The 19,591-nt window shown below is 50.5% G+C and carries 20 protein-coding genes; 16 read left to right on the top strand and 4 right to left on the bottom strand.

What is annotated here, in order from left to right; all coding sequences use genetic code 11:
* The first annotated feature begins 2 nt into the window (after positions 1 to 2).
* From K6V98_RS06450 to hflX, 12 genes are all read left to right on the top strand, one after another.
* A complete protein-coding gene (locus K6V98_RS06450) occupies positions 3 to 500 on the top strand; it encodes a YajQ family cyclic di-GMP-binding protein (protein ID WP_222199701.1) in 498 nt (165 codons plus the stop codon).
* Positions 501 to 510: 10 nt separating this feature from the next.
* Positions 511 to 1,848, top strand: a complete 1,338-nt coding sequence (gene rimO, locus K6V98_RS06455; protein ID WP_222199702.1) for a 30S ribosomal protein S12 methylthiotransferase RimO — start codon at positions 511 to 513, stop codon at positions 1,846 to 1,848.
* Between the two features lie 2 nt (positions 1,849 to 1,850).
* On the top strand, positions 1,851 to 2,447 hold the full coding sequence (gene pgsA / locus K6V98_RS06460) for a CDP-diacylglycerol--glycerol-3-phosphate 3-phosphatidyltransferase (protein ID WP_222199820.1): 597 nt from the start codon (positions 1,851 to 1,853) through the stop codon (positions 2,445 to 2,447).
* Positions 2,428 to 2,949, top strand: coding sequence for a CinA family protein (locus K6V98_RS06465; protein WP_222199703.1), 522 nt, complete (start codon positions 2,428 to 2,430; stop codon positions 2,947 to 2,949). Before pgsA ends, K6V98_RS06465 begins: the two co-directional genes overlap by 20 nt.
* Positions 2,950 to 3,168: 219 nt before the next feature.
* Positions 3,169 to 4,269: a recombinase RecA gene (gene recA / locus K6V98_RS06470; RefSeq protein ID WP_222199704.1), complete on the top strand. Its 1,101-nt coding sequence runs from the start codon at positions 3,169 to 3,171 to the stop codon at positions 4,267 to 4,269.
* Positions 4,270 to 4,374: 105 nt separating this feature from the next.
* Positions 4,375 to 5,043, top strand: coding sequence for a regulatory protein RecX (locus tag K6V98_RS06475; protein ID WP_222199705.1), 669 nt, complete (start codon positions 4,375 to 4,377; stop codon positions 5,041 to 5,043).
* 261 nt (positions 5,044 to 5,304) lie between these two features.
* The gene (rny, locus tag K6V98_RS06480) at positions 5,305 to 6,855 is read left to right on the top strand and encodes a ribonuclease Y (protein ID WP_222199706.1); all 1,551 of its coding nucleotides are present in this window, start codon (positions 5,305 to 5,307) and stop codon (positions 6,853 to 6,855) included.
* Between the two features lies 1 nt (position 6,856).
* A complete protein-coding gene (locus K6V98_RS06485; protein ID WP_222199707.1) occupies positions 6,857 to 7,939 on the top strand; it encodes an ATP-binding protein in 1,083 nt (360 codons plus the stop codon).
* Positions 7,940 to 8,008: 69 nt separating this feature from the next.
* Entirely contained in the window at positions 8,009 to 8,335 is a 327-nt protein-coding gene (locus K6V98_RS06490) for a stage V sporulation protein S (RefSeq protein WP_222199708.1), read from the top strand.
* A 2-nt stretch (positions 8,336 to 8,337) separates the two neighbouring features.
* Positions 8,338 to 9,696 (top strand): tRNA (N6-isopentenyl adenosine(37)-C2)-methylthiotransferase MiaB, encoded by a 1,359-nt coding sequence (miaB, locus tag K6V98_RS06495; protein ID WP_222199821.1) that lies wholly within the window; start codon positions 8,338 to 8,340, stop codon positions 9,694 to 9,696.
* Positions 9,693 to 10,616, top strand: coding sequence for a tRNA (adenosine(37)-N6)-dimethylallyltransferase MiaA (miaA, locus tag K6V98_RS06500; protein ID WP_222199709.1), 924 nt, complete (start codon positions 9,693 to 9,695; stop codon positions 10,614 to 10,616). Before miaB ends, miaA begins: the two co-directional genes overlap by 4 nt.
* Before the next feature lie 4 nt (positions 10,617 to 10,620).
* The gene (gene hflX / locus K6V98_RS06505; protein WP_222199710.1) at positions 10,621 to 11,910 is read left to right on the top strand and encodes a GTPase HflX; all 1,290 of its coding nucleotides are present in this window, start codon (positions 10,621 to 10,623) and stop codon (positions 11,908 to 11,910) included.
* 45 nt (positions 11,911 to 11,955) lie between these two features.
* Here the strand turns inward: hflX and K6V98_RS06510 are convergent, their stop codons facing one another.
* Together K6V98_RS06510 and lexA are read right to left on the bottom strand one after the other, a co-directional pair.
* Positions 11,956 to 12,846 carry a heparan-alpha-glucosaminide N-acetyltransferase gene (locus tag K6V98_RS06510; RefSeq protein ID WP_222199711.1) on the bottom strand — a complete coding sequence of 297 codons (891 nt, stop codon included), beginning with the start codon at positions 12,844 to 12,846 and terminating at the stop codon, positions 11,956 to 11,958.
* A gap of 25 nt (positions 12,847 to 12,871) precedes the next feature.
* Complete coding sequence (gene lexA / locus K6V98_RS06515) at positions 12,872 to 13,504, bottom strand: transcriptional repressor LexA (protein WP_222199712.1); 633 nt, start codon at positions 13,502 to 13,504, stop codon at positions 12,872 to 12,874.
* A 165-nt stretch (positions 13,505 to 13,669) separates the two neighbouring features.
* Between lexA and K6V98_RS08795 the strand changes: the two genes are divergently transcribed.
* The 3 genes from K6V98_RS08795 to dut all read left to right on the top strand — a co-directional run bounded on the left by K6V98_RS08795 (position 13,670) and on the right by dut (position 15,357).
* On the top strand, positions 13,670 to 14,347 hold the full coding sequence (locus K6V98_RS08795) for a LysM peptidoglycan-binding domain-containing protein (RefSeq protein WP_222199713.1): 678 nt from the start codon (positions 13,670 to 13,672) through the stop codon (positions 14,345 to 14,347).
* Between the two features lie 120 nt (positions 14,348 to 14,467).
* A complete protein-coding gene (gene nrdR, locus K6V98_RS06525; RefSeq protein ID WP_222199714.1) occupies positions 14,468 to 14,911 on the top strand; it encodes a transcriptional regulator NrdR in 444 nt (147 codons plus the stop codon).
* 2 nt (positions 14,912 to 14,913) lie between these two features.
* Positions 14,914 to 15,357 (top strand): dUTP diphosphatase, encoded by a 444-nt coding sequence (gene dut, locus K6V98_RS06530; protein WP_222199715.1) that lies wholly within the window; start codon positions 14,914 to 14,916, stop codon positions 15,355 to 15,357.
* Between the two features lie 229 nt (positions 15,358 to 15,586).
* Here the strand turns inward: dut and K6V98_RS06535 are convergent, their stop codons facing one another.
* Positions 15,587 to 16,840 (bottom strand): MGDG synthase family glycosyltransferase, encoded by a 1,254-nt coding sequence (locus tag K6V98_RS06535; RefSeq protein ID WP_222199716.1) that lies wholly within the window; start codon positions 16,838 to 16,840, stop codon positions 15,587 to 15,589.
* A 114-nt stretch (positions 16,841 to 16,954) separates the two neighbouring features.
* Here K6V98_RS06535 and K6V98_RS06540 point away from each other — a divergent pair, with 114 nt between their 5' ends.
* Positions 16,955 to 17,905, top strand: a complete 951-nt coding sequence (locus K6V98_RS06540; RefSeq protein ID WP_222199717.1) for an NAD(P)/FAD-dependent oxidoreductase — start codon at positions 16,955 to 16,957, stop codon at positions 17,903 to 17,905.
* A gap of 544 nt (positions 17,906 to 18,449) precedes the next feature.
* Here the strand turns inward: K6V98_RS06540 and K6V98_RS06545 are convergent.
* Positions 18,450 to 19,313, bottom strand: coding sequence for a DegV family protein (locus K6V98_RS06545; RefSeq protein ID WP_222199718.1), 864 nt, complete (start codon positions 19,311 to 19,313; stop codon positions 18,450 to 18,452).
* Positions 19,314 to 19,591: the final 278 nt, after the last annotated feature.

Raw genomic sequence — 19,591 nt, forward strand, 5'->3', positions numbered from 1 at the left:
CCATGGCGAAGGATTCTAGTTTTGATATTGTGTCTGAAGTTGATATGCAAGAGGTTGATAACGCCTGCCAGCAGGCCATCCGTGAGATTTCGCAGCGCTATGATCTCAAAGACACCAACTCTTCTTTGAGTCTATCGAAGCCAGAGGCAAGCATCACCATAGCTGCCCCGGCTGATTTTGTAGCTCGCCAGATTATTGATCTCTTGAATTCAAAGCTCATCCGTCGAGGCATTGAGATATCAGCTGTATCTTGGGATCAGCCTCAGGCAGCAACGGGTGGCACGGTTCGTGTTGTTGGCCATGTGGTTTCAGGCATTGAGCAGGCGCTTGCAAAGCGCATAGGAAAAGACATTCGGGATTCAAAGGCTAAGGTGAAGGTTGCTATTGAGGGTGATCGTCTGCGTGTGAGCTCTGCATCTAAGGATGCTCTACAAGCAGTTATTGCTCAACTTCGTGAGGCTGACTATGGTCAACCCCTGCAATTCACAAACTATCGCTAGGATTTAGTAGATGTCCCTTGCACGCTTGCACTATATAACACTTGGTTGCGCAAAAAATGAGGTCGATACTGACCGGATGCGCTCGTTGCTCACAGCAGCTGGCTATGATGAAACGCCAGATGTGGGTGCAGCAGACGCAGTACTCATTAATACCTGCTCATTTCTTGCATCAGCAACCAGTGAAAGCATTGAGATGACCTTGGAGATTGCTCAAGGTCAAGCAGGCGAGTTGCGATCTTCTAAAATCATTATGTGCGGATGCGTGCCGTCGCGATATGGAGCAGACCTTCCTTCTGAGCTACCTGAGGTAGCTGCTTTTGTGCGTACCGATGAAGAGGACGGGATTGTTTCCGTACTTGACCAGGTGCTCGATGTGAAGCGCACGGCACCCGGTCATATTCCAGCTGTCAAGAGAACGGTTGAGGGCTCAGTCGCCTATCTTAAGATCTCAGATGGTTGTGACAGGTACTGTAGTTTTTGTGCCATCCCCTATATTCGAGGCAGATACCACTCTCGCGCAGCTGCTGATATTGTGGCTGAAGCATCCGAGCTGGTAGCTGGTGGTGTACGAGAGCTTGTGCTCATTGGCCAAGATACTGGTGTTTGGGGGCAAGACCTCGATCCGCATGCTCCCGGACCTCATGATTTGGCAGGCCTTTTGCGTGCAGTTGCTGCCTGTGTCAGACCGCATAAGGTCTGGATTCGTGTGCTGTATCTCCAGCCTGAAGGTATGTCAGAAGACCTTATTCACACAATCCGAGATACTCCTGAGATTTTGCCCTATATCGATATTCCCGTACAGCACGTCAATGAAACGATCTTGCGGCGTATGCGAAGGCAGGGGAGCCGTGCTGAGCTTGATCAGCTTTTTGCTCACCTGCGCCACGAAATTCCTCATATGGTGATCCGTACAACCTATCTCTCCGGTTTTCCGGGAGAAACTGAGGCAGATGCAGAAGAAATGCTCTCGTTTATGGCGGATACTGGCTTTGATTACACGAGTGTTTTTGCCTATTCCCAAGAAGAGGGCACCCGAGCCGCTGCACTTCCTGATCAGCTTGATGAGGCCACCAAGCTTGAGCGCGCTCAGGCCGGTATGGATCTTGCAGAAGAGCTCGGCTTTGCCTCAACCGCTGCTCGGGTTGGTACCGTAGCAGACGTGCTCGTCGATGGTATTGATGAGGATGGTGAACTCATCGGGCATGCGTGGTTCCAGGCTCCTGATAGCGATGGTGCCGTCCACTTACATCCTGGTAGTGCACGTCCAGGAGAGATTGTGCCGGTGTTATTTACTGATAGTTTTTGCTATGAGCTCATCGGCATGGTCGAGGGGAGAGAGGCTTCGTGAGTATGTCCTCAACACAAGGATCGTCCTCTGTTTGGACGCCTGCGAATATTGTAACCTGCATACGTATTGTTCTGATTCCAGTCTTTATGGTGCTTGCCATCCCAGTATGGGATCATATCGGGCCGGTTCCTGCAGCTCCTGCTGCCTTTGTTGTCTATGTGCTTTTGAGCCTCACCGATAAGGTAGACGGAGAGCTTGCTCGCTCACGGGGAGAGATAACAGACTTTGGTAAGTTTTTGGATCCTATCGCAGATAAGCTCCTAGTTTTTTCTGCTCTTCTGATCTTGCTTGAGCAGGGAACGGTGAGTGTCTGGGCTGTCTTTTTGATCTTGCTCCGTGAGTTTTTGGTCTCAGCCCTGCGCATGGTTGCAGGAGCTCATGGTAAGGTCATCGCAGCAGACGCCCTCGGTAAGTGGAAGACTGCCACAACAATGGTTGCCTTATGCGGGTTTTTGCTCTGGCGAGCCCTTGGCATGAGCCCAGCTGGGATCGTAGTTTATTGGTTCTCAAGCATCACCTTTGCGCTTGCGGTTATTCTGACTGTAATTTCCGGCATTCAATACTTCTTGGGATCGCGCGATGTCGTCTTTCGTGTTTAGTACTTGGGCAGAGGCTCACGTCCGAGCCTTAGAGCTTGCAGGGGCGCTTGTAGATCACCTGAGCCATATGGGCGCTCATGTCTCTACGGCTGAGTCATGTACTGCTGGACTCGCGTCTGCGCTCATCGCAGATGTGGCCGGTGCATCTCAGGTACTACGTGGTGGCATGGTCACGTATACCAATGAAATCAAAGAGCAGGTTTTAGGCGTCTCCCACCAGACGCTTGAGCGCTTTTCTGCCGTGTCAGCTGAGACTGCGCGCGAGATGGCAGATGGGGCTCGGCGAGTATTTTCTGCAGACTATGCCTTGAGCTTTACCGGATATGCAGGCCCTGGTGGTGGAGACGAACACAATTCGGTTGGTACAGTCTATATTGGCCTAGCGACTCCTGATCACGTCGTTGCTCACCGCTTTGAGCTGCAAGGAGATCGCCGCTGCGTGCGTTATGCCGCTGTGGTGGCAGGCTTTGAATTACTACTTTTCCAGCTCACTACGTCATAGAACTTCTATGAATCCTTGTGCTAAGTTTGATCGCTCAGCAGCGGGTCAGGTCAGCGCTGACCTTGTCTTTAAGGTCATGGTGTGTGGTCTGTAAGAGATGTGTTTGTCTTCGCAGGAATCTCGTGAGATCTCATCATGCATCATAAGGTAGATAGTCTTGCGACGAACGCATGTTCGTAGTAAGCTATGATCCGCAGACGAAGACCAAAGGAGTGCCGTATGGCTAAGAATACCGGACTTACCAAAGGAGTTCAGGAGCGCACCACGGGTGAGGAGCGCGAGCGCATGATTGAGGCTACCAAAGCTGCAATTGAAAAGCGCTTTGGTGATGGTTCCATTATGAAATACGGTGATGGCGGGCCTCAGCTTGAAGTAGAGGTTATTCCTACTGGGTCCATCGCGCTCGACTGTGCTCTTGGCATCGGAGGTGTGCCGCGCGGGCGTATTATCGAGATCTTCGGTCCTGAGTCTTCTGGTAAAACCACCCTCTCGCTTGAGATCTTGGCAGAAGCTCAGGCTCAAGGCGGCGTTGTCGCTTTTATTGACGCCGAGCACGCCTTAGATCCAGGCTATGCTGCACGCATTGGTGTAGATATTGATGAGGTATTGATCTCTCAGCCAGACACTGGTGAGCAGGCGCTCGAAATTTGTGACATGCTGGTACGTTCAAGTGCCATTGATGTTGTGGTTGTAGACTCGGTTGCTGCCTTGGTTCCACGTGCAGAGATTGAGGGAGAAATCGGCGATACTACGGTTGGTCTGCAGGCTCGTCTGATGAGCCAAGCCTTGCGCAAGCTTGCCGGATCCCTATCTAAGTCAAAAACTACCTGTATCTTCATCAATCAGTTGCGTGAGAAGATTGGTGTCATGTTCGGAAGCCCTGAGACCACCACAGGCGGCCGAGCGCTCAAATTCTTCTCATCCGTTCGTATTGATATTCGCAAAGCTGAAAGTATCAAGAATGGAACCGAAATCGTTGGCAATCGTGTTCGCTGCAAGGTTGTCAAAAACAAGGTCGCTGCTCCATTTCGTTCAGCAGAGTTTGACATCATGTATGGAACGGGCATTTCTAAAGAAGGTTCCATTCTTGATATGGGCGTTGATCTTGGCATTATTAATAAGTCTGGGTCTTGGTATACCTATGAGCAAGAGCGCTTAGGACAGGGCCGCGAGGCTGCTAAGGGCTTTTTGCGAGCAACCCCAGAGCTTTCCGAAGAGATTGAGCATCGTGTTCGGGTGGCAGCAGGTTTAGAGCTTGATGATGAGCCGGTCGGGGAGGCTCTTGAAAATCCTGAAGCAACCAAAGTCTCATCTAAGTAAGTCGAATGATCTCTATGCAGGTGGGCGGCAGCGCATTTTCCGCGTTTCGTTTGATCCGTATGGATCGTGTACGGCGCGCGCATCGTGTGAGGCGAGGGCTGTGGCATGAATCCTGAGGTTGAGGCAATTGAGGTTGAGCTTTCCAAGCGCGCACCACGCCGCTATTCGTCTCCAACGCATGCCCAAGCCAATCTTATCTTGAAGCTCTCAGATGGATCTCTGCAGAGCCTGCATGTGCCCGTGCGTGTGGCCAAGGCCTTGAACATATCCGAGCTTTGTCTTCCTCAAGAGCTATCGTTTGTTCGAGCTGAGCTTGCTCAGTTGATGCATCGTACGTGTTTTGTTGCGCTTACCGAGGTGCTTTCACGGCGCGATTATGCCTCAACAGAGCTTGAACGCAAGCTAGCGAACTTCGGTTTTGATGCTGAGACAATTCAGGCTGCGCTCATACGTGCTCAAGCACGTGGCTTTCAAAATGATGCTCGCTTTATGGAAGCCTATGTGCAAGAGCGTATTCGTCGTGGCTGGGGTCGTCGCAAGATCGAGGCTGCACTTTCCCAAATTGGTCTCGATCCTCATGATCTCCCTGAATACCCTGAAGCATTTTTTACCTCAGATGGCGAGCTTGATCGAGCACGTCTCATCCTTGAGCGTCGTTCAATTCCTGAAAACCGTGCTTTTGAAAAGCTTGCACGCCATTTGGTAGGACGTGGATTTTCTCACGATATTGCCGCTGCTGCTGCTCGAGCTCGGCTTGAGATGAGTTCAGTGTAACTCTTTTGCAGAGCCTGCCTCTGAGTATATTTTCACATGGCTTTTAGCCGTTATCCCCGCTCATCGCCCATGCTTATGATTGACAAACTACCTGCTGCAACGTAGGATGAAACCAACATTTGTTTACCTTTTCTGCGCTCATCACTGATGAGATTGATACGTATATTCGCTTCGTTTTCAAGATGGACGCACCTTGAGCAAATGCAGCACCTGCCTCGGCGGGTGCGTTTTGATGCACTGAAACGTTGAAGGAGTTTTGTCATGGAGATCATCATCGGTATCGTCTGTCTCCTTGTGGGGGCAGGCGTCACCGTGGTTCTCATGCGCAACGCCAAGTCCGGCAGTCTTCGTGAGGCTGAGGCTAAGGTCGATCAGGCCCGAGCTGAAGCAGAACAGGTTATGACTGACGCGCGACGCACCGCAGAGACCATGAGGAAAGAGGCCTTGCTCGAGGCCAAGGAAGAGATTATCAAGAATCGTCAGGCTGCAGAGGCTGAAGAGCGTCAGCGCAAGCTTGAAATTCGCTCGCTTGAAAACCGTGTTATGCAGCGCGAGGAGTCCCTCGATCGACGCAATGATGCCCTGGATAAGCGTGAGCACCAGCTATCAAGCCAGCAAAGCCAGCTTGATCGGAAGAGTCGCGAGCTTGACGATTTAAGAACACGCCAGGCAGCTGAGCTTGAGCGTATTGCAGAGCTGAGTCGTGAGGATGCTCATAAGGAGCTGCTTGATACGGTTCGCTCTGAAGTTACCCATGAGGCGGCTACGATCATTCGTGAGTCTGAGCAGAAGGTTCGTGCCGAGTCACAAAAGACAGCGCGCGAGATCATCTCTCTTGCTATTCAGCGTTGTGCCTCAGATCACACGGCTGAGGTCACCGTTACCTCAGTTCACATTCCTTCTGATGATCTGAAGGGTCGGATCATTGGCCGCGAGGGGCGCAATATTCGTACCTTTGAGCAGATTTCTGGTGTCAACCTAGTCATTGATGACACGCCTGAAACCGTTGTTCTTTCAAGCTTTGATCCCGTTCGTCGTGAGACCGCGCGCGTAGCACTCGAGAATCTCATTGCAGATGGGCGCATTCATCCCGCTCGTATTGAAGAGATGTATGAGAAGGCTGCGGCTTTAGTAGATGAGCGTGTGCAGGAAGCTGGCGAGCAGGCAGTCTTTGACTGTGGTATTCATGATCTGCATCCTGAGATTGTTAAAACCTTAGGAGCGCTTCGTTACCGCACATCCTTTGGTCAAAACGTACTTCGTCACTCAATTGAGGTTGCTGAGCTTGCGGCAATCATGGCGACCGAGCTTAAAATGGATCCATGCCAGGCCAAGCGAGCCGGTCTCTTACATGATCTGGGCAAGGCAGTGGATCATGAGGTTGAAGGTCCGCATGCCGTTATTGGTGCAGATCTGGCTCGGCGCTTTGGAGAAAAGCCAGCCATTGTGCATGCTATTGAGGCACATCACGGCGATATTGAGCCAACAACTGTTTTGGATGTGCTCATCCAGGCTGCTGATGCCATCTCAGCTTCTCGTCCCGGTGCACGTCGTGAATCTGCAGAGAACTATATTAAGCGTCTAGAAAAGCTTGAAGAGATCGCAAATTCACGTCCGGGTGTTGAGCGAACCTATGCCATGCAGGCTGGTCGTGAGGTTCACGTTATGGTTCAGCCAGACAAGGTGTCAGATGCTGAGTCTACCGTGCTGGCACACGATATTGCTCGCCAGATCGAGGAAGAGATGGAGTACCCCGGTCAGGTTCGCGTCGTTGTGATCCGCGAGAGCCGCGCGATGGATATTGCTAAGTAATATGGAAGGCTCTGAAGATCTCATTTCTTTCGTTGCCTCGCTCACCGGAGAGGGCAATCTGAGAGTCGAGGAGAACTTAGGGTCTGGCTTTGTCAGGCTCCGCATCTCTGAAGCTGAGCGCCGCCAAGCAAAGCACGACATTCGCCACGTTGAGGATATTGTGATCGAGATGCTCCGTAATGCACGTGATGCAGGAGCATCTCGCATCTATATTGCGACTGCAAAAGAAGAGCATCTAAGAACCCTGATCTTTTTGGATAATGGTTCGGGTATTCCGTCTTCCATGGCTGAGCGCATCTTTGATGCTCGCGTAACCTCAAAGCTTGAATCGATGAAGATGGATGAGTGGGGAGTTCATGGTCGAGGCATGGCTCTTTTTTCCATTAAACAAAACGTTCAAGAAGCACGTCTGATGGCCTCAGGCGAACACCAGGGCTCATCGTTTAAAATTCTTGTCGATACTGAGGCGCTCCATGAGCGAGCAGATCAGTCGAGCTGGCCTGCCGTTGAAAAAGATGATGAAGGGGTAGCTCACTGTGTACGTGGACCTAAAAATATCATTCGATCGAGCTGTGAGTTTGCCCTTGCCAATCAGCGTAGCTGTGAGGTTTATATTGGTACACCAACCGAGGTTGCAGCAACTTTGATGGCTCATGCAGCCGAACACCTTGATGCTGAGCGCCTCCTTTTTATTGAGTGTGTTGGCGAATTGCCCGTTGTTGACCGGCTTGGTGCTGCTGCAGATGCTGCTGATCTCTTGAGTATTGCGCAAGGGCTGGGCATAGAAATCTCTGAGCGAACCGCTCACCGAATCCTGAGCGGACAGATTAAGCCTCTACGAGGTGTTGCTGCCCGGCTGTTGCGGCAGCGTCAGCCCGATGCTACTCCTCGTCGCCTTGATCTGTCTCGTGATCGCCGTGGTTTAAAGATAGACCAAGATGATCTTGACGCCTTTTCACGAGCAGTTGAGTCGAGCTTTTCTGATCTCGCTGCTCGCTACTATATTCGCCTCACTGATACTCCTCGTATACGAGTGCGCCGTGATCGAATTACAATCTCATTCGACATAGCTCAAGATGAATAGAGATGCTTGCCGCAGGGGTTTTCATAGGTTAGAGTACAAGAATACAGCAGCTTAAACGCAGGAGCCTTCGTGGAGTTTCTTAAGATCTCATCAAAGTCATCACCGGCCTCAATTGCTGGAGCAATTGCTGGCATGGTAAAAGATGGCGTACCGGTTACTATGCAATGTGTAGGGGCTGGGGCAGTTAATCAGGCAATTAAGGCAATTGCTATTGCTCGTGGCTTTCTGATTCCCACGGGCTTTGATATCTCGTGTGCGCCTGTCTTTTCAGACATCATAATCAACGGGGAAGCCCGAACTGCTATTCGGCTTTCTGTCTATGTGCACCATATCAGCGCTGGTGCAGTTCAGCCCGAATATGGCCTTACTGCAGATGATATTCAGCAGGTTGGGTGAGCATGACCGCCTCGATACTTGCGGGTAAAACCTATACGATCCGCACCTTTGGCTGCCAGATGAATCTGCACGATTCTGAGCGCGTAAGCGGTCTTTTAGACTCGCTTGGTGCCTATGAAGCGGCAGGCCCGGCTGATGCTGATATTGTTATCTTCATGACCTGCTGTGTCAGAGAAGCGGCCGATACCCGCCTCTATGGCCAGGTTAGTTCATGTAAGAGTCTGCCTGATCCACCCAGCGGGCGACGGGTCATTGCTGTCGGTGGCTGCATTGCCCAGCGCGACGGTGAAGGTCTGCTCAAGAACCTCGACAATGTTGATGTCATTTTTGGTACGCATTCTATTGCTCACGTAGGAGATCTCATTGCCCAGGTCTTTGAAGCGGGCGGGCATGCTGTGCGCACTAACGAGCGTGAAGAAACGGATGCAACGAGCATGCCGTGGCATCGCGCCACGACCTATCATGCATGGGTGCCCATCATGACGGGTTGTAATAATTTTTGTAGCTACTGTATAGTTCCTTATGTGCGCGGCCGAGAAAAAAGCAGACAGACCAATCAGATCTTGGATGAAGTAACTGGTTTGGTGAGAAAGGGTGTTCGCGAGATTACCCTGCTGGGACAAAATGTTAACTCCTATGGTCGAGATCTTTTTGGCGAGCCGCGCTTTGCCGATCTTTTGCGTGAGGTTGGCGCGACGGGTATTGAACGTATTAGCTTTACCTCTTCTCATCCAAAAGATCTTTTGCCTGAAACCATTGATGCTATGGCTGAGATTCCTGCCGTTATGCCTCATCTTCACTTGGCAGTGCAGTCAGGCTCGTCTCGTGTTTTAAAGCGGATGAATCGCCACTACACGCGAGAAGACTATCTCTCATTGATACGGGCGGTTCGTGAGCGTATTCCAGATATTGCGCTCACGACAGATATCATTGTGGGCTTTCCGGGAGAAACTGAAGAGGATTTCGAAGAAACACTCACCCTGGCTCGTGAGGCTCGCTTTGCTCAGGCATTTACCTTTATTTATTCCAAGCGAGCGGGTACTCCTGCCGCAAAAATTGATGATCCAACTCCGCGCGAGCACATACTTGATCGCTTCAATCGGCTGGTCTCGGTAATAGAAGATACGGCCTATGCCTTTAACCAAGGTGCATCTGGCAGCACGATGCCCGTGCTCATTGAAGGTACGTCCAAGAAGGATGCAATGAAGCTCATGGGCAAAAGCCCTTGGAACCAAACTGTTTTGTGTCCACTCCCAGACGGGGCAAACCCTGTTGAGTATATTGGCAAGATGGTAGATATCGCCATCGATACAACAAAGACCTTTTATTTGAGCGGAGAGCTCGTCGGCGGACCGCGATGAGTGCACCTCCAATCTTGGTGATTACCGGACCCACCGCCGTGGGAAAAAGTGAGCTTGCAGATCGTATTGCTGAGTGCTTAGGGATCTCTGTGCTTTCAGCTGATGCCATGCAGGTCTACCGTGGGCTCGATATTGGTACTGCAAAAACACCACCTCATGAGCGCCGCGCTCCTTTGGAGCTCATTGATTTAGCGGATCCTGATGAGCCCTATACAGCTGCGCTCTATCAGCGCGATGCCCGTCAGCTCATCGATTTCGCTCAATTAGCTGGAACACCTGTTTTAATCTGTGGTGGAACGGGACTTTATATCTCAGCTGCCATCGATGAAATGGAGTTTCCCAAAGGCGCGATTGGAGATGGACGCCGAGAGCAGTACCAGGCTCTCTTACAAGACGTGGGCTCAGATGGTTTGCACCAGCTCCTAGCTAAGCGTGATCCCAAAAGCGCTGAGCTCATTCATCCAAACAATACTCGGCGAACCATTCGAGCCCTTGAGATGTGCGATGAAGGGCTGAGCTATGCAGACCAGGTAAGGGGGTTTTCGCATCTGAAGCCTCACTACGACGCTCGAATCTTTATGCTTACCCGTAAGCGAGAGGTGTTGTATCACCGCATTAATGAGCGCGTTGACGCGATGATGGCGGCGGGCCTGCTTGAAGAGGTTGCTACGCTCATGGAGCAGGGCTTAGGTGAGGCCTTAACAGCTCAGCAGGCCATTGGATATAAGGAACTCATTGCCTACCTCGAAGGGACCGTCTCTTTGGAAGAGGCGGTTGAGACCATCAAGCTTCGATCTCGACGGTATGCCAAACGTCAACTTGCATGGTGGCGTCGTGATCCACGATCTGAGTGGATTGATGTTGATGAGTATGCAGATAAAGATCTCGCAGCTGTGATTCTCGATCGTTGGAGTGCGTAGAGAGATGGCTCGCTTCCACGTACATGAAACAACTATTCCCACTGAGCGTGCCTTTCTGGTTGGCGTAGACACCGCAATCTCATCATGGCCACTCGATCGTTCATTAGATGAGCTTGAGCGCCTGGCAGATACTGCGGGAGCTGAGGTCGTCGGCAGGATGGTACAACGCCTTGATCATCCACGCGCGCGAACCTATCTTGGCTCAGGTAAGGTGGAAGAACTCTCTCAGCTGGTGCGCTCACTGAGCATCGACACGGTGATCTTTGATGATGAGCTCAGTCCCTCTCAGCAAAACCATCTCGAGCGAGCTCTTGGTCAACATGTGAAAGTCATCGACCGTACTGCCCTTATTCTTGATATTTTTGGCCAGCATGCAAAAACAAAAGAGGGACGTTTGCAGGTTGAGTTAGCTCAGCTTCAATATCTCCTCCCGCGCCTGCGCGGCATGTGGGCACATCTCGTTCGAGAGCAAACAAGGGGCGGTATTGGCAGTCGCTTTGGTCAGGGTGAAACTCAGCTTGAGATAGATCGGCGTCTCATTCGATCACGAATTGCTCGATTAAAACGACGCTTACGCGATCTTGAAGAGCGCCGTGATGTGCAAGCAAAAAGTCGGCTCGCCTCTTCTGTCTTTCGTGTTGCTCTCGCAGGCTATACCAATGCGGGTAAATCAACGCTCTTAAACCGCCTCACGGGCTCTGAGGTCTATGTACAAGACCAGCTCTTTGCAACCTTAGATCCCACAACGCGTGCGTTCATCTTGCCTGGCGGTAGGCACATGACGCTGACCGATACCGTGGGCTTTATTCAGAAACTCCCACATGGGCTTGTTGAGGCCTTTAAGTCAACCCTGTCTGAGGTTCGATCTGCAGATGTGATTCTCAAGGTAGCTGATGCTTCAGATCCTGATCTAGTGCGACATATTAAAGCGGTAGAAGATGTACTGACAGAAATTGGGGCAGGGGAGCGCCCAGCACTACTTGTTTTGAACAAGATCGATCTCGTGGATCAGCTTGACCGCCAAGATCTCACACATACCTATCCTCATGCCATCCTCTTTTCTGCTACTGAGGGTTGGGGAGTGCAAGAACTCTGTGATCGTCTTGCAGTTGAGGCTGCGCGCGGGGACAAGCTGGTAAGTGTCACCCTTCCTTATGCTGCATCGGCACTCTTGGCGACTCTGCACGAGCAAGCCACTATTTTGGAAGAAGAGTTTCGTGCAGATGGCGTTCACCTCGTGGTAAAGGTACCAACAGCACTTGCTGCTGAGCTTGAGCGGCATCAAAACTCATAGCTTTATAACCGAGCGGTCTCACGTATGCCTATATGAAATCTTGTCCTAGAAAAATGCAGGAGAAGCGACGAGAGCAAGTAGACACAAGAGTATGGGCTGATGTAGGAGATAAAAGACAAGACTATGCCGTCCAATGAAGCTCAAGAGCTGTTGGATGCTGACAGAGCTCTGTATGTTTTGCCGAATGTGCAGGTGCATACGCTCAAGCCTCGTGAGCTTCTGAATAGAGGCTTCTCTATGCTCTTCCTCTAAGCTGAGCTGCAGAGAATCACCTCGTATGTTCAGCTCTGAGCTTACATCTTGCTGCGTGTTAGTTTGCATGCGCCTTTGCATGTTCGAATGGAGTCTTCCGGCGGCAGTACCTGCACCATAGATAAAGAAATAGGGAATGAGGGGATAGTAATCTCCCGATGTGAAGGCAGGTGAGGGAAATCCGAGCCATGCAAGACCCGCTACCGGATAGGTAGAAAGCGGAATCCAATAGGTTGCAACAAAGAGTATAAGAAAGCCTAGAAGTAAGAACTGAGCAGGTAGATGGCGAGACCAAGCGGCGCACATATGATGAAGTAGGGTGGATGCAGCCATACAAAACATGATGCCAAATGATATGGATACATCAACTGAGACCAGTGAAGTGAGGATCCAAATAGCGCAAGCAATGGCACCATAACGCAAGCCGCGCCATGCGTTATTACGTGAGAGGCTGGTGGAAAACCCAGCCACGAAAAGAAAAGTCCAGCTAATTGAAGCTCTCCACACCGCTTGCAATGGTGTATCTGCAAACCAGCTGAGCGAGATACCAGCAAAAGTTACCAGGTCATAGCAGAGATGAAACCCGATCATAGAAAGAACGGTTGCTCCTCTGATGATATCGAGACCCACAATTTTTGGTCGCGCCGTATATGCGCCCGGCTCAGCTGAGACTGATCTGCTCATGACGAAGACTCAAAAATGCGAGCAACTAGAGGCGACGGAATAGGGCAATTACCTTGCCTAAGATAGTAGGACTTTGGGCATAGATGGGCTCCATAGCGTCATTTTCTGGCTGCAGTCTCACGCGCCCGCGTTCCTTATAAAATGTCTTAACGGTAGCCTCTCCGTCGATCAGTGCTACAACGATCTCTCCATTCATAGCAGCTCGCTGTTCGCGAACCACGATGTAGTCACCGTTAAAAATACCAGCGCCAATCATAGAGTCACCATGGACTTCAAGGATGAACGAGCTGGAATCAGTGGCAATATCTGCCGGCAAGGTGAAGGTATCCTCAATATTTTGCTCTGCCAGAATGGGAAGGCCTGCCGCGACTCTACCTACCAATGGCAACTCGACCGTTCCATGAGCGACACCAGAAGACGATGAGGCAGCTGATGATCCATCTTGATTGAAGACTTCAAGCGCACGAGGCTTTGAGGCATCACGCTTGATAAGACCATGATCCTCAAGGGCACTGAGGTGTGCATGCACCGTAGATGGTGAGGATAGGCCGACCGCTTGAGCCATCTCACGAACGCTGGGTGGGTACCCGTTCTGAGTTTGGTAGGACTTGATGTACTCGTAGATCTGCAGTTGCCTCTTGGTGATCTTTCGCGCCATGTAAACAACCCTTCAATGGAGGAAATATAGAACGTATGTTCTAAAAATCTCTTGACAGGAACATCTGTTCGAAGATAATGATACACGAACACGCGTTCTTATTCCAGTCTTTTGTCCGCGCAAGCAGATATACCTAAGGGGTCGCATATCGTGAGAGGAGATCATGTGAGCCAGAAGCATCCAGTTGTTGGCAATCTAGCCCTTGCAGCACCCCATAGCCATGCACGTCAAAAGGGCTTTACAGTCATTTCCGGAGGTCTGAGCACATCGTCACACGCTCATAGAGCTTCTTGTGACATGAAAACGCCTCAATCTGCACTTTCGGATGAAACTCAAGTTGTTATTGGATTATGTAGCGCAGGCGAGCTGGTGTCTCAAGATCCTCAGATCTTACCTTGTGATATTTCGCAATCAAAGGTTGCCTCACGCGGCGCTCATAGTTTTGCTGACTCTGCATTGCCTCAGCTGTTTAATCAGAGCCGCCTCGTGTCATCCGCCAAAGCCCAATGTCTTGATTCGTTTGCCAAACAGCGCTTCAGTAAAAAGAACTCTCGCCTTGCGTCCTTCGCTGCACTATCCGTATGTCTGTCGCTCATAGCTTCTATGTTTGTGTTTACCGTCTATTCGAGCATCTCTCAGCAAAACCTAGCCCGCTCTATTGTGTATGAGCAGGTACGCATCGCACCGGGCGACTCTCTCTGGTCGCTTGCTGAGGCGCGAAGCGTAGATGGGATGAGTACGCAGGAGTTGGTGCAAGAGATCCGTACAAAGAACCAGCTCTCATCTTCCATGCTTGAACCAGGCCAGGTGCTTGAGCTTCCATCTGATGGCGCTAGGTCATAGGCTCCATGCTAGACTGAGTATGATGTTTTTGCCTGACAACTCATAGCCCTCGCAGAGCGTGGCTTTTTAACGGTCGCGTGTTTGGCGGGGAGCCGATTACTCGAGCCTGAAGGAGGATCCTTGTTTTGCCCTCGATGTGGAGCCAGTGATACGCGAGTAATCGATTCGCGCGTACGTGAGGCGCCGAATGCTGTGAAAAGACGTCGAGAATGCAGGAGCTGTGGCCATCGTTTTACTACCTTTGAGAGGTGTGAAGATCCGCTTGAGGTCATAAAAACGAATGGAACCACTGAGGTTTTTGATCGGAACAAGCTATTGGTCGGCCTGATGCGTGCCACCTCAAAGCGAGATATAGAGCTCAATAGCCTCAATGTACTCATTGATGAGATTGAGGCAGAGATTCGCGCTACTAAGCATGGCGTTGTGACGTCTCACGAAATTGGCGATATGGTTCTCAAACGACTTGAGAACATTGATAAGGTAGCTTATATTCGCTTTGCGTCCGTTTATCGTGACTTTAAAGACATTGATGAGTTTCTCTCCGAACTCGATAAGTTGAGGTAAGTATGAAACATATTCACATACAGATTAAACGACTCGATTCCTCTGTTGACCTGCCCGCGTACGCTCATGAGGCTGATGCAGGTCTTGATCTCAGATCAAATGAGACCCTTACGATTCCTCCTTATGGCCGTGCCTTGGTTTCTACTGGGCTTGCCATTGCACTACCTCAAGGCTATGCCGGCTTTGTGCAGCCACGCAGTGGTATGGCACTCAAGCAAGGCTTAACCATTGCGAACACTCCTGGCCTTATTGATGCTGGGTATCGTGGTGAGCTGAAGGTTATCTGTATCAATCTTGATCCGCATACCGAGGTTCATATCGAGCGTGGTGAGCGCATCGCACAGCTCGTCATTCAAGAAGTGCCTTCGGTTGTTCTCGAAGAGGTTGCAGAGCTTGATGATACCGAGCGTGGCGCTGGCGGTTTTGGATCAAGCGGAACGCACTAGGCTCTGCCATCCTCTTGCAACCTACATCCTCAGCGAGTGTTCTAGTCAAGCAGAACACATGGGTAAATTCATATTTGGAGCATGCGCTATACCATTGAAAAGCTGCGGTTTATCGGAGCGCCTATTATGCTCACGGTCAAGCGCCTATTACGCGTTGATCGTGAGCTCGGCTGGGTTAGGTTACCTGGCGTGCAAGCGAACCTACACAGGTTGGTCTGCCGTGTACAATTTAGCGAACGTGGGCTGGGCGACCTCCCCAATAAAATCGAGCAAAATGCCGCTCACGTTCAATAGGGACTCCTACCAAACCCATAGTTGCCTCTATAATTGCCTCTGCAGCTCGAGGCCTGCGAAGGGCGTCAGCGTTGACGAGCAGGGCATTCAGTGATTCTGGATGGTGATAGAGCCTATTTAAGATCGAAACCAGCTCGGTTGCAGTTGTTGCATGCATGCTTGCACCATATGAGGTCAAAAGCGTGGTATTGGCCTTTTCCTGACCATACGATTTTCCAAGCAAAACCATAGGAACCCGAGCACACAAGCACTCAGTTATCGTGAGTCCTCCAGATTTAAGAATCGCGAGGTTGGCAGCATGCATGAGTGAAGCCATATCGTTTACATAATCTAGTATGCTTGCATTTGTAAATCCGACCTCAAAGAAAAGGTCGCGTAGTTTTGCAGAATACTCTTTATCGCGGCCCGGCAAAAAAACAAAGTGCATGTTCTCAAGATCGCACAGGAAGGGGAGGGTTTGCTCCATCGCAGCTCTAAAGCGAACATAGGGCTGAGGAAGGCTTGCACCAGCCATCACGAGTACGATTTGTTTATCTTTCGGAAGATCAAATTGAGCACGGCAGTGAAGCTTATCTGCTTCGGATTCAAAGCCGTGGCGTACGGGAATGCCCGTGATCTTAATCCGATCTGCAGGTACCTTACGTGGTCGGAGCGTTTCTGCCATAAAGTCTGTGGCCACGCAAAACAGATCAGTCTCGCGATGAGGCCACCAGCCTTCTATCTCATAGTCAGTTGGAACACAAACAATAGGGTAATCGAGGCCGGTAATCATACGAGCGCCCACGGCAACATTTGCAGCAGTAATATGCGTGCAAATCATAGCTACGGGACGCTTTCGGCGTACATATTCGTTAAAGGCTGGAAACATCACATCAGACCAGCCCGTGCCTCCGCCCCATAAAAGCCTACCGGTGAGCGTATAGCGCCAACTAATATCGTAAATAGGACGGGTTGCTCCAGTAAATGATGAGGCGGTTTTATTGCCATCAAAGCGAATGCGCCCAAAATCAAGTACGTCTAAAACCTCAACCTCTGCTTGAGCAGGCACCGACCCCGTTCCGCGCATACGCTCAACTGCCTCACTAATAGCAAGAGCCGCCGCGCGATGACCAGATCCAACAGAGGCGTGCATGACGGTGATCAGAGGACGGACACCTTTTCCACTATTGTTGGCAATGGGATGGGTCATACACATTCCTCTAAGACGGCGACACAGCCTCCCTATTGTAAAGGCTTTGTCGGAACTCATCATTTATACAAATGGGTATCAGTGAGCTAGACACGAAATTGTTGGGAGGATTTCATGAGTATAACCCCTGAGTTTGATGTTGCGATTATTGGTGGAGGAGCAGCGGGCTATTCTGCAGCTCTCTATGCTTCGCGTGCAAGCCTTCGTGCTGTAGTGTTAGAGCAAGGCATGCCGGGGGGCCAGATTGCTACTACCGCTGATGTGGATAACTACCCTGCAATCCCTATGATTTCCGGTGCTGAGCTGGGAGATAAATTCCAAAAGCACGCTGAGTCTGCAGGAGCTATAACACGAACCGCCTCCGTTGGTGCTCTTGAGCCAAAAGAAGATGGAAGCTTTCTCATCAAAACAAATTCAGATGAGCTGGAGGTTCCCGCAGTTATTTTGGCTATGGGCGCAAGTCCTCGTCCAGGTGGCTTTGAAGGGGAGGACGCCTTCAGAGGTCGGGGAATTTCATACTGCGCAACCTGTGATGCCATGTTTTATCGTGGAAAAGATGTCTATGTTATTGGGGGAGGCAATACGGCCTGTGAAGACGCCCTCTATCTAGCTCGTGTTGCAAATTCTGTCACCATGGTGCTACGGCGCGATGTTTTTCGAGCGACACGTAATCTCGTTGAGCGTGTGCTTGCACATGACAAGATTAAAGTAAGGTACCTTACTAGTATTGTGTCTGTTGGAGGGGAGGGACTCATTTCTGAGATCTCCTTTAAGAACAATACTGATGATGTAGTTTCTACTGAGCAGGTAGAGCCAGGATCAACGGGCATCTTTGTTGCCACTGGCTATCTACCAAAGACTGATCTTGTTGAGGGCTTGCTCGAACTTGCTCCAGACGGTGGCATTACAACGAATGATGCAATGGCCACCTCAATCCCGGGGCTTTTTGCCGCAGGAGATATTCGGTCTAAGCGTTTACGTCAGGTCATCACTGCTGCCGCAGACGGAGCCATTGCAGGATCGTCCGCCTATACATATTTGGAAGAGTCGGGGCAGCTGAGCTAAGACTCCTCATATGTGTAAGCGTGAGTAAGAGCTTGTTTGTGGTCTTGTACGGAGTCAGACTGTTGCGTGTCAGTTCAAGAGCCTGACTCCGTTCTGTTTGACGGTGCTTGTGCATACTGTCTTGCATGCGAACGAGTAATTAGGCAAAAACTGATGAATATAGTGCAATGGTACGAAACGTAGCTCTGAAAGTCACTCTGATTACGAAGCATGCAGTCTGTTCTTCTATATAAACCCGATAATATATCTTATGTAAAGTAAAGTATTTGAGAGATTCGGCTCGATGCCTTGTCTTTACCATGGATGCGAGAACGATCAATGAGAGGATCTCCTGTGCGCTCTTGAGCTATGACCGATCTCATTCGCGGCACGCTTTTGTGATACCGTCCGTGTTGCGCGACTGGGTCTTCGGCTGTTCTCAATACTGTGTTGCTCAGAGCAAAGCTTCGCCATGCTCACCTCAGTGCAACCTGAGCGAGTGTCTTCGAATCACCATCACCGTACACAATGACGACCGTTCGCAGTTACCCTGTTTGAGCAAGAATTAGAGCCATTCATAGCCAATGATGAGGCCAGATTCTTCAGCATAGTAGGAACAAAGCCCTCCGCAGGTCATGCATGAGACCTCAGCAGTGCTCCAGCGCTCTTTAATTGCTTCTGAGAGCTTCTGAGCAGATTCTGCATTATGAACATGATCTATGAAAACCATGCCACCGTGATACCCATCTGCCTCCATGACATCAAGTACCTTGCGATACATCTTTCGCTCACCGCGCGTGGGACCTACGACCTTCAGCTTTCCCACTTCATCAGCAGTGCCTAAGAGTCGGATTCCAAACCGAGAAGCCAAGGTACCTACCAGCTTAGGCATGCGACCATTTTTTGTAAGATTCTCGTAACTGCTTAAGGAGTACAAAACTTGTGAAGCAGCTTCGAGTCTTTCGGCATATGAGACCGCATCCTCAAAGGATGGATTGTTCATAAGGTACCGATCAATCATCGTAACTAAGACTTCAAGCTTTGCACCTGCCGCCCGAGAATCAATGACTGCAATCTTGCGCTGGGCTGCTCCAGAAGCCTCTGAAGCATCTTCTTCAAGTACTACCTTGCGAGCCATGAGTGCTGCTTCATAACTTCCGGATACTCCAGAAGAAATCGTAATCGCAATGACCTGATCTGCCTGGCGAAAAATCTCTGCCCAATCCCCTACGCTTGGGCACGAGCTTGAGGTTGCACGCTCCTCTTGAGCTACAGCATCCAAGAAGGCCTCTACATCTAAGGTGCTATCGTCGGCATATTCACGGTCGCCAACGTGGATCGTTAAGGGGGCGAAGAAAAATTGAGCAGGTGATTGGGGCTGAAAGTCTCTAAAATTACAGCTTGAGTCTACGGCGAGGCACCAGGTCATGGACGGCCTTTCTCTTCAGGTTTATGTCATTATACCCGCAGGCGTGTATCTCAACGTCAGGCGAGGCGGCTTCAGCGTGGCTCAATCCCTGCGCGTTTTAAGGTATGTATCGATATTCGTTGTATACCTGCTCCCACACTCTGAATCAGTGCGCCCAATCAGGCACCACACTATACCTGCAGAGATCATGGCGAGCGTACGATGTACATGCTGCTTGAGAGGCTGCAGACAAGTCTGAGACTCTGCACGTAGTGGCTATGCAGTCATGCAGATGAACA

Origin of the sequence: Collinsella ureilytica (assembly GCF_019795105.1) — a bacterium.
Lineage (GTDB): Bacteria > Actinomycetota > Coriobacteriia > Coriobacteriales > Coriobacteriaceae > Collinsella > Collinsella ureilytica.

What these genes read in the sequence shown, in the direction of transcription:
- K6V98_RS06450 (WP_222199701.1), top strand. Translation starts at nt 3, where the DNA reads ATGGCGAAGGATTCTAGTTTTGATATTGTGTCTGAAGTTGATATGCAA.
- rimO (WP_222199702.1), top strand. Translation starts at nt 511, where the DNA reads ATGTCCCTTGCACGCTTGCACTATATAACACTTGGTTGCGCAAAAAAT.
- pgsA (WP_222199820.1), top strand. Translation starts at nt 1,851, where the DNA reads ATGTCCTCAACACAAGGATCGTCCTCTGTTTGGACGCCTGCGAATATT.
- K6V98_RS06465 (WP_222199703.1), top strand. Translation starts at nt 2,428, where the DNA reads ATGTCGTCTTTCGTGTTTAGTACTTGGGCAGAGGCTCACGTCCGAGCC.
- recA (WP_222199704.1), top strand. Translation starts at nt 3,169, where the DNA reads ATGGCTAAGAATACCGGACTTACCAAAGGAGTTCAGGAGCGCACCACG.
- K6V98_RS06475 (WP_222199705.1), top strand. Translation starts at nt 4,375, where the DNA reads ATGAATCCTGAGGTTGAGGCAATTGAGGTTGAGCTTTCCAAGCGCGCA.
- rny (WP_222199706.1), top strand. Translation starts at nt 5,305, where the DNA reads ATGGAGATCATCATCGGTATCGTCTGTCTCCTTGTGGGGGCAGGCGTC.
- K6V98_RS06485 (WP_222199707.1), top strand. Translation starts at nt 6,857, where the DNA reads ATGGAAGGCTCTGAAGATCTCATTTCTTTCGTTGCCTCGCTCACCGGA.
- miaB (WP_222199821.1), top strand. Translation starts at nt 8,338, where the DNA reads ATGACCGCCTCGATACTTGCGGGTAAAACCTATACGATCCGCACCTTT.
- miaA (WP_222199709.1), top strand. Translation starts at nt 9,693, where the DNA reads ATGAGTGCACCTCCAATCTTGGTGATTACCGGACCCACCGCCGTGGGA.
- hflX (WP_222199710.1), top strand. Translation starts at nt 10,621, where the DNA reads ATGGCTCGCTTCCACGTACATGAAACAACTATTCCCACTGAGCGTGCC.
- K6V98_RS06510 (WP_222199711.1), bottom strand. Translation starts at nt 12,846, where the DNA reads ATGAGCAGATCAGTCTCAGCTGAGCCGGGCGCATATACGGCGCGACCA.
- lexA (WP_222199712.1), bottom strand. Translation starts at nt 13,504, where the DNA reads ATGGCGCGAAAGATCACCAAGAGGCAACTGCAGATCTACGAGTACATC.
- dut (WP_222199715.1), top strand. Translation starts at nt 14,914, where the DNA reads ATGAAACATATTCACATACAGATTAAACGACTCGATTCCTCTGTTGAC.
- K6V98_RS06535 (WP_222199716.1), bottom strand. Translation starts at nt 16,840, where the DNA reads ATGACCCATCCCATTGCCAACAATAGTGGAAAAGGTGTCCGTCCTCTG.
- K6V98_RS06540 (WP_222199717.1), top strand. Translation starts at nt 16,955, where the DNA reads ATGAGTATAACCCCTGAGTTTGATGTTGCGATTATTGGTGGAGGAGCA.
- K6V98_RS06545 (WP_222199718.1), bottom strand. Translation starts at nt 19,313, where the DNA reads ATGACCTGGTGCCTCGCCGTAGACTCAAGCTGTAATTTTAGAGACTTT.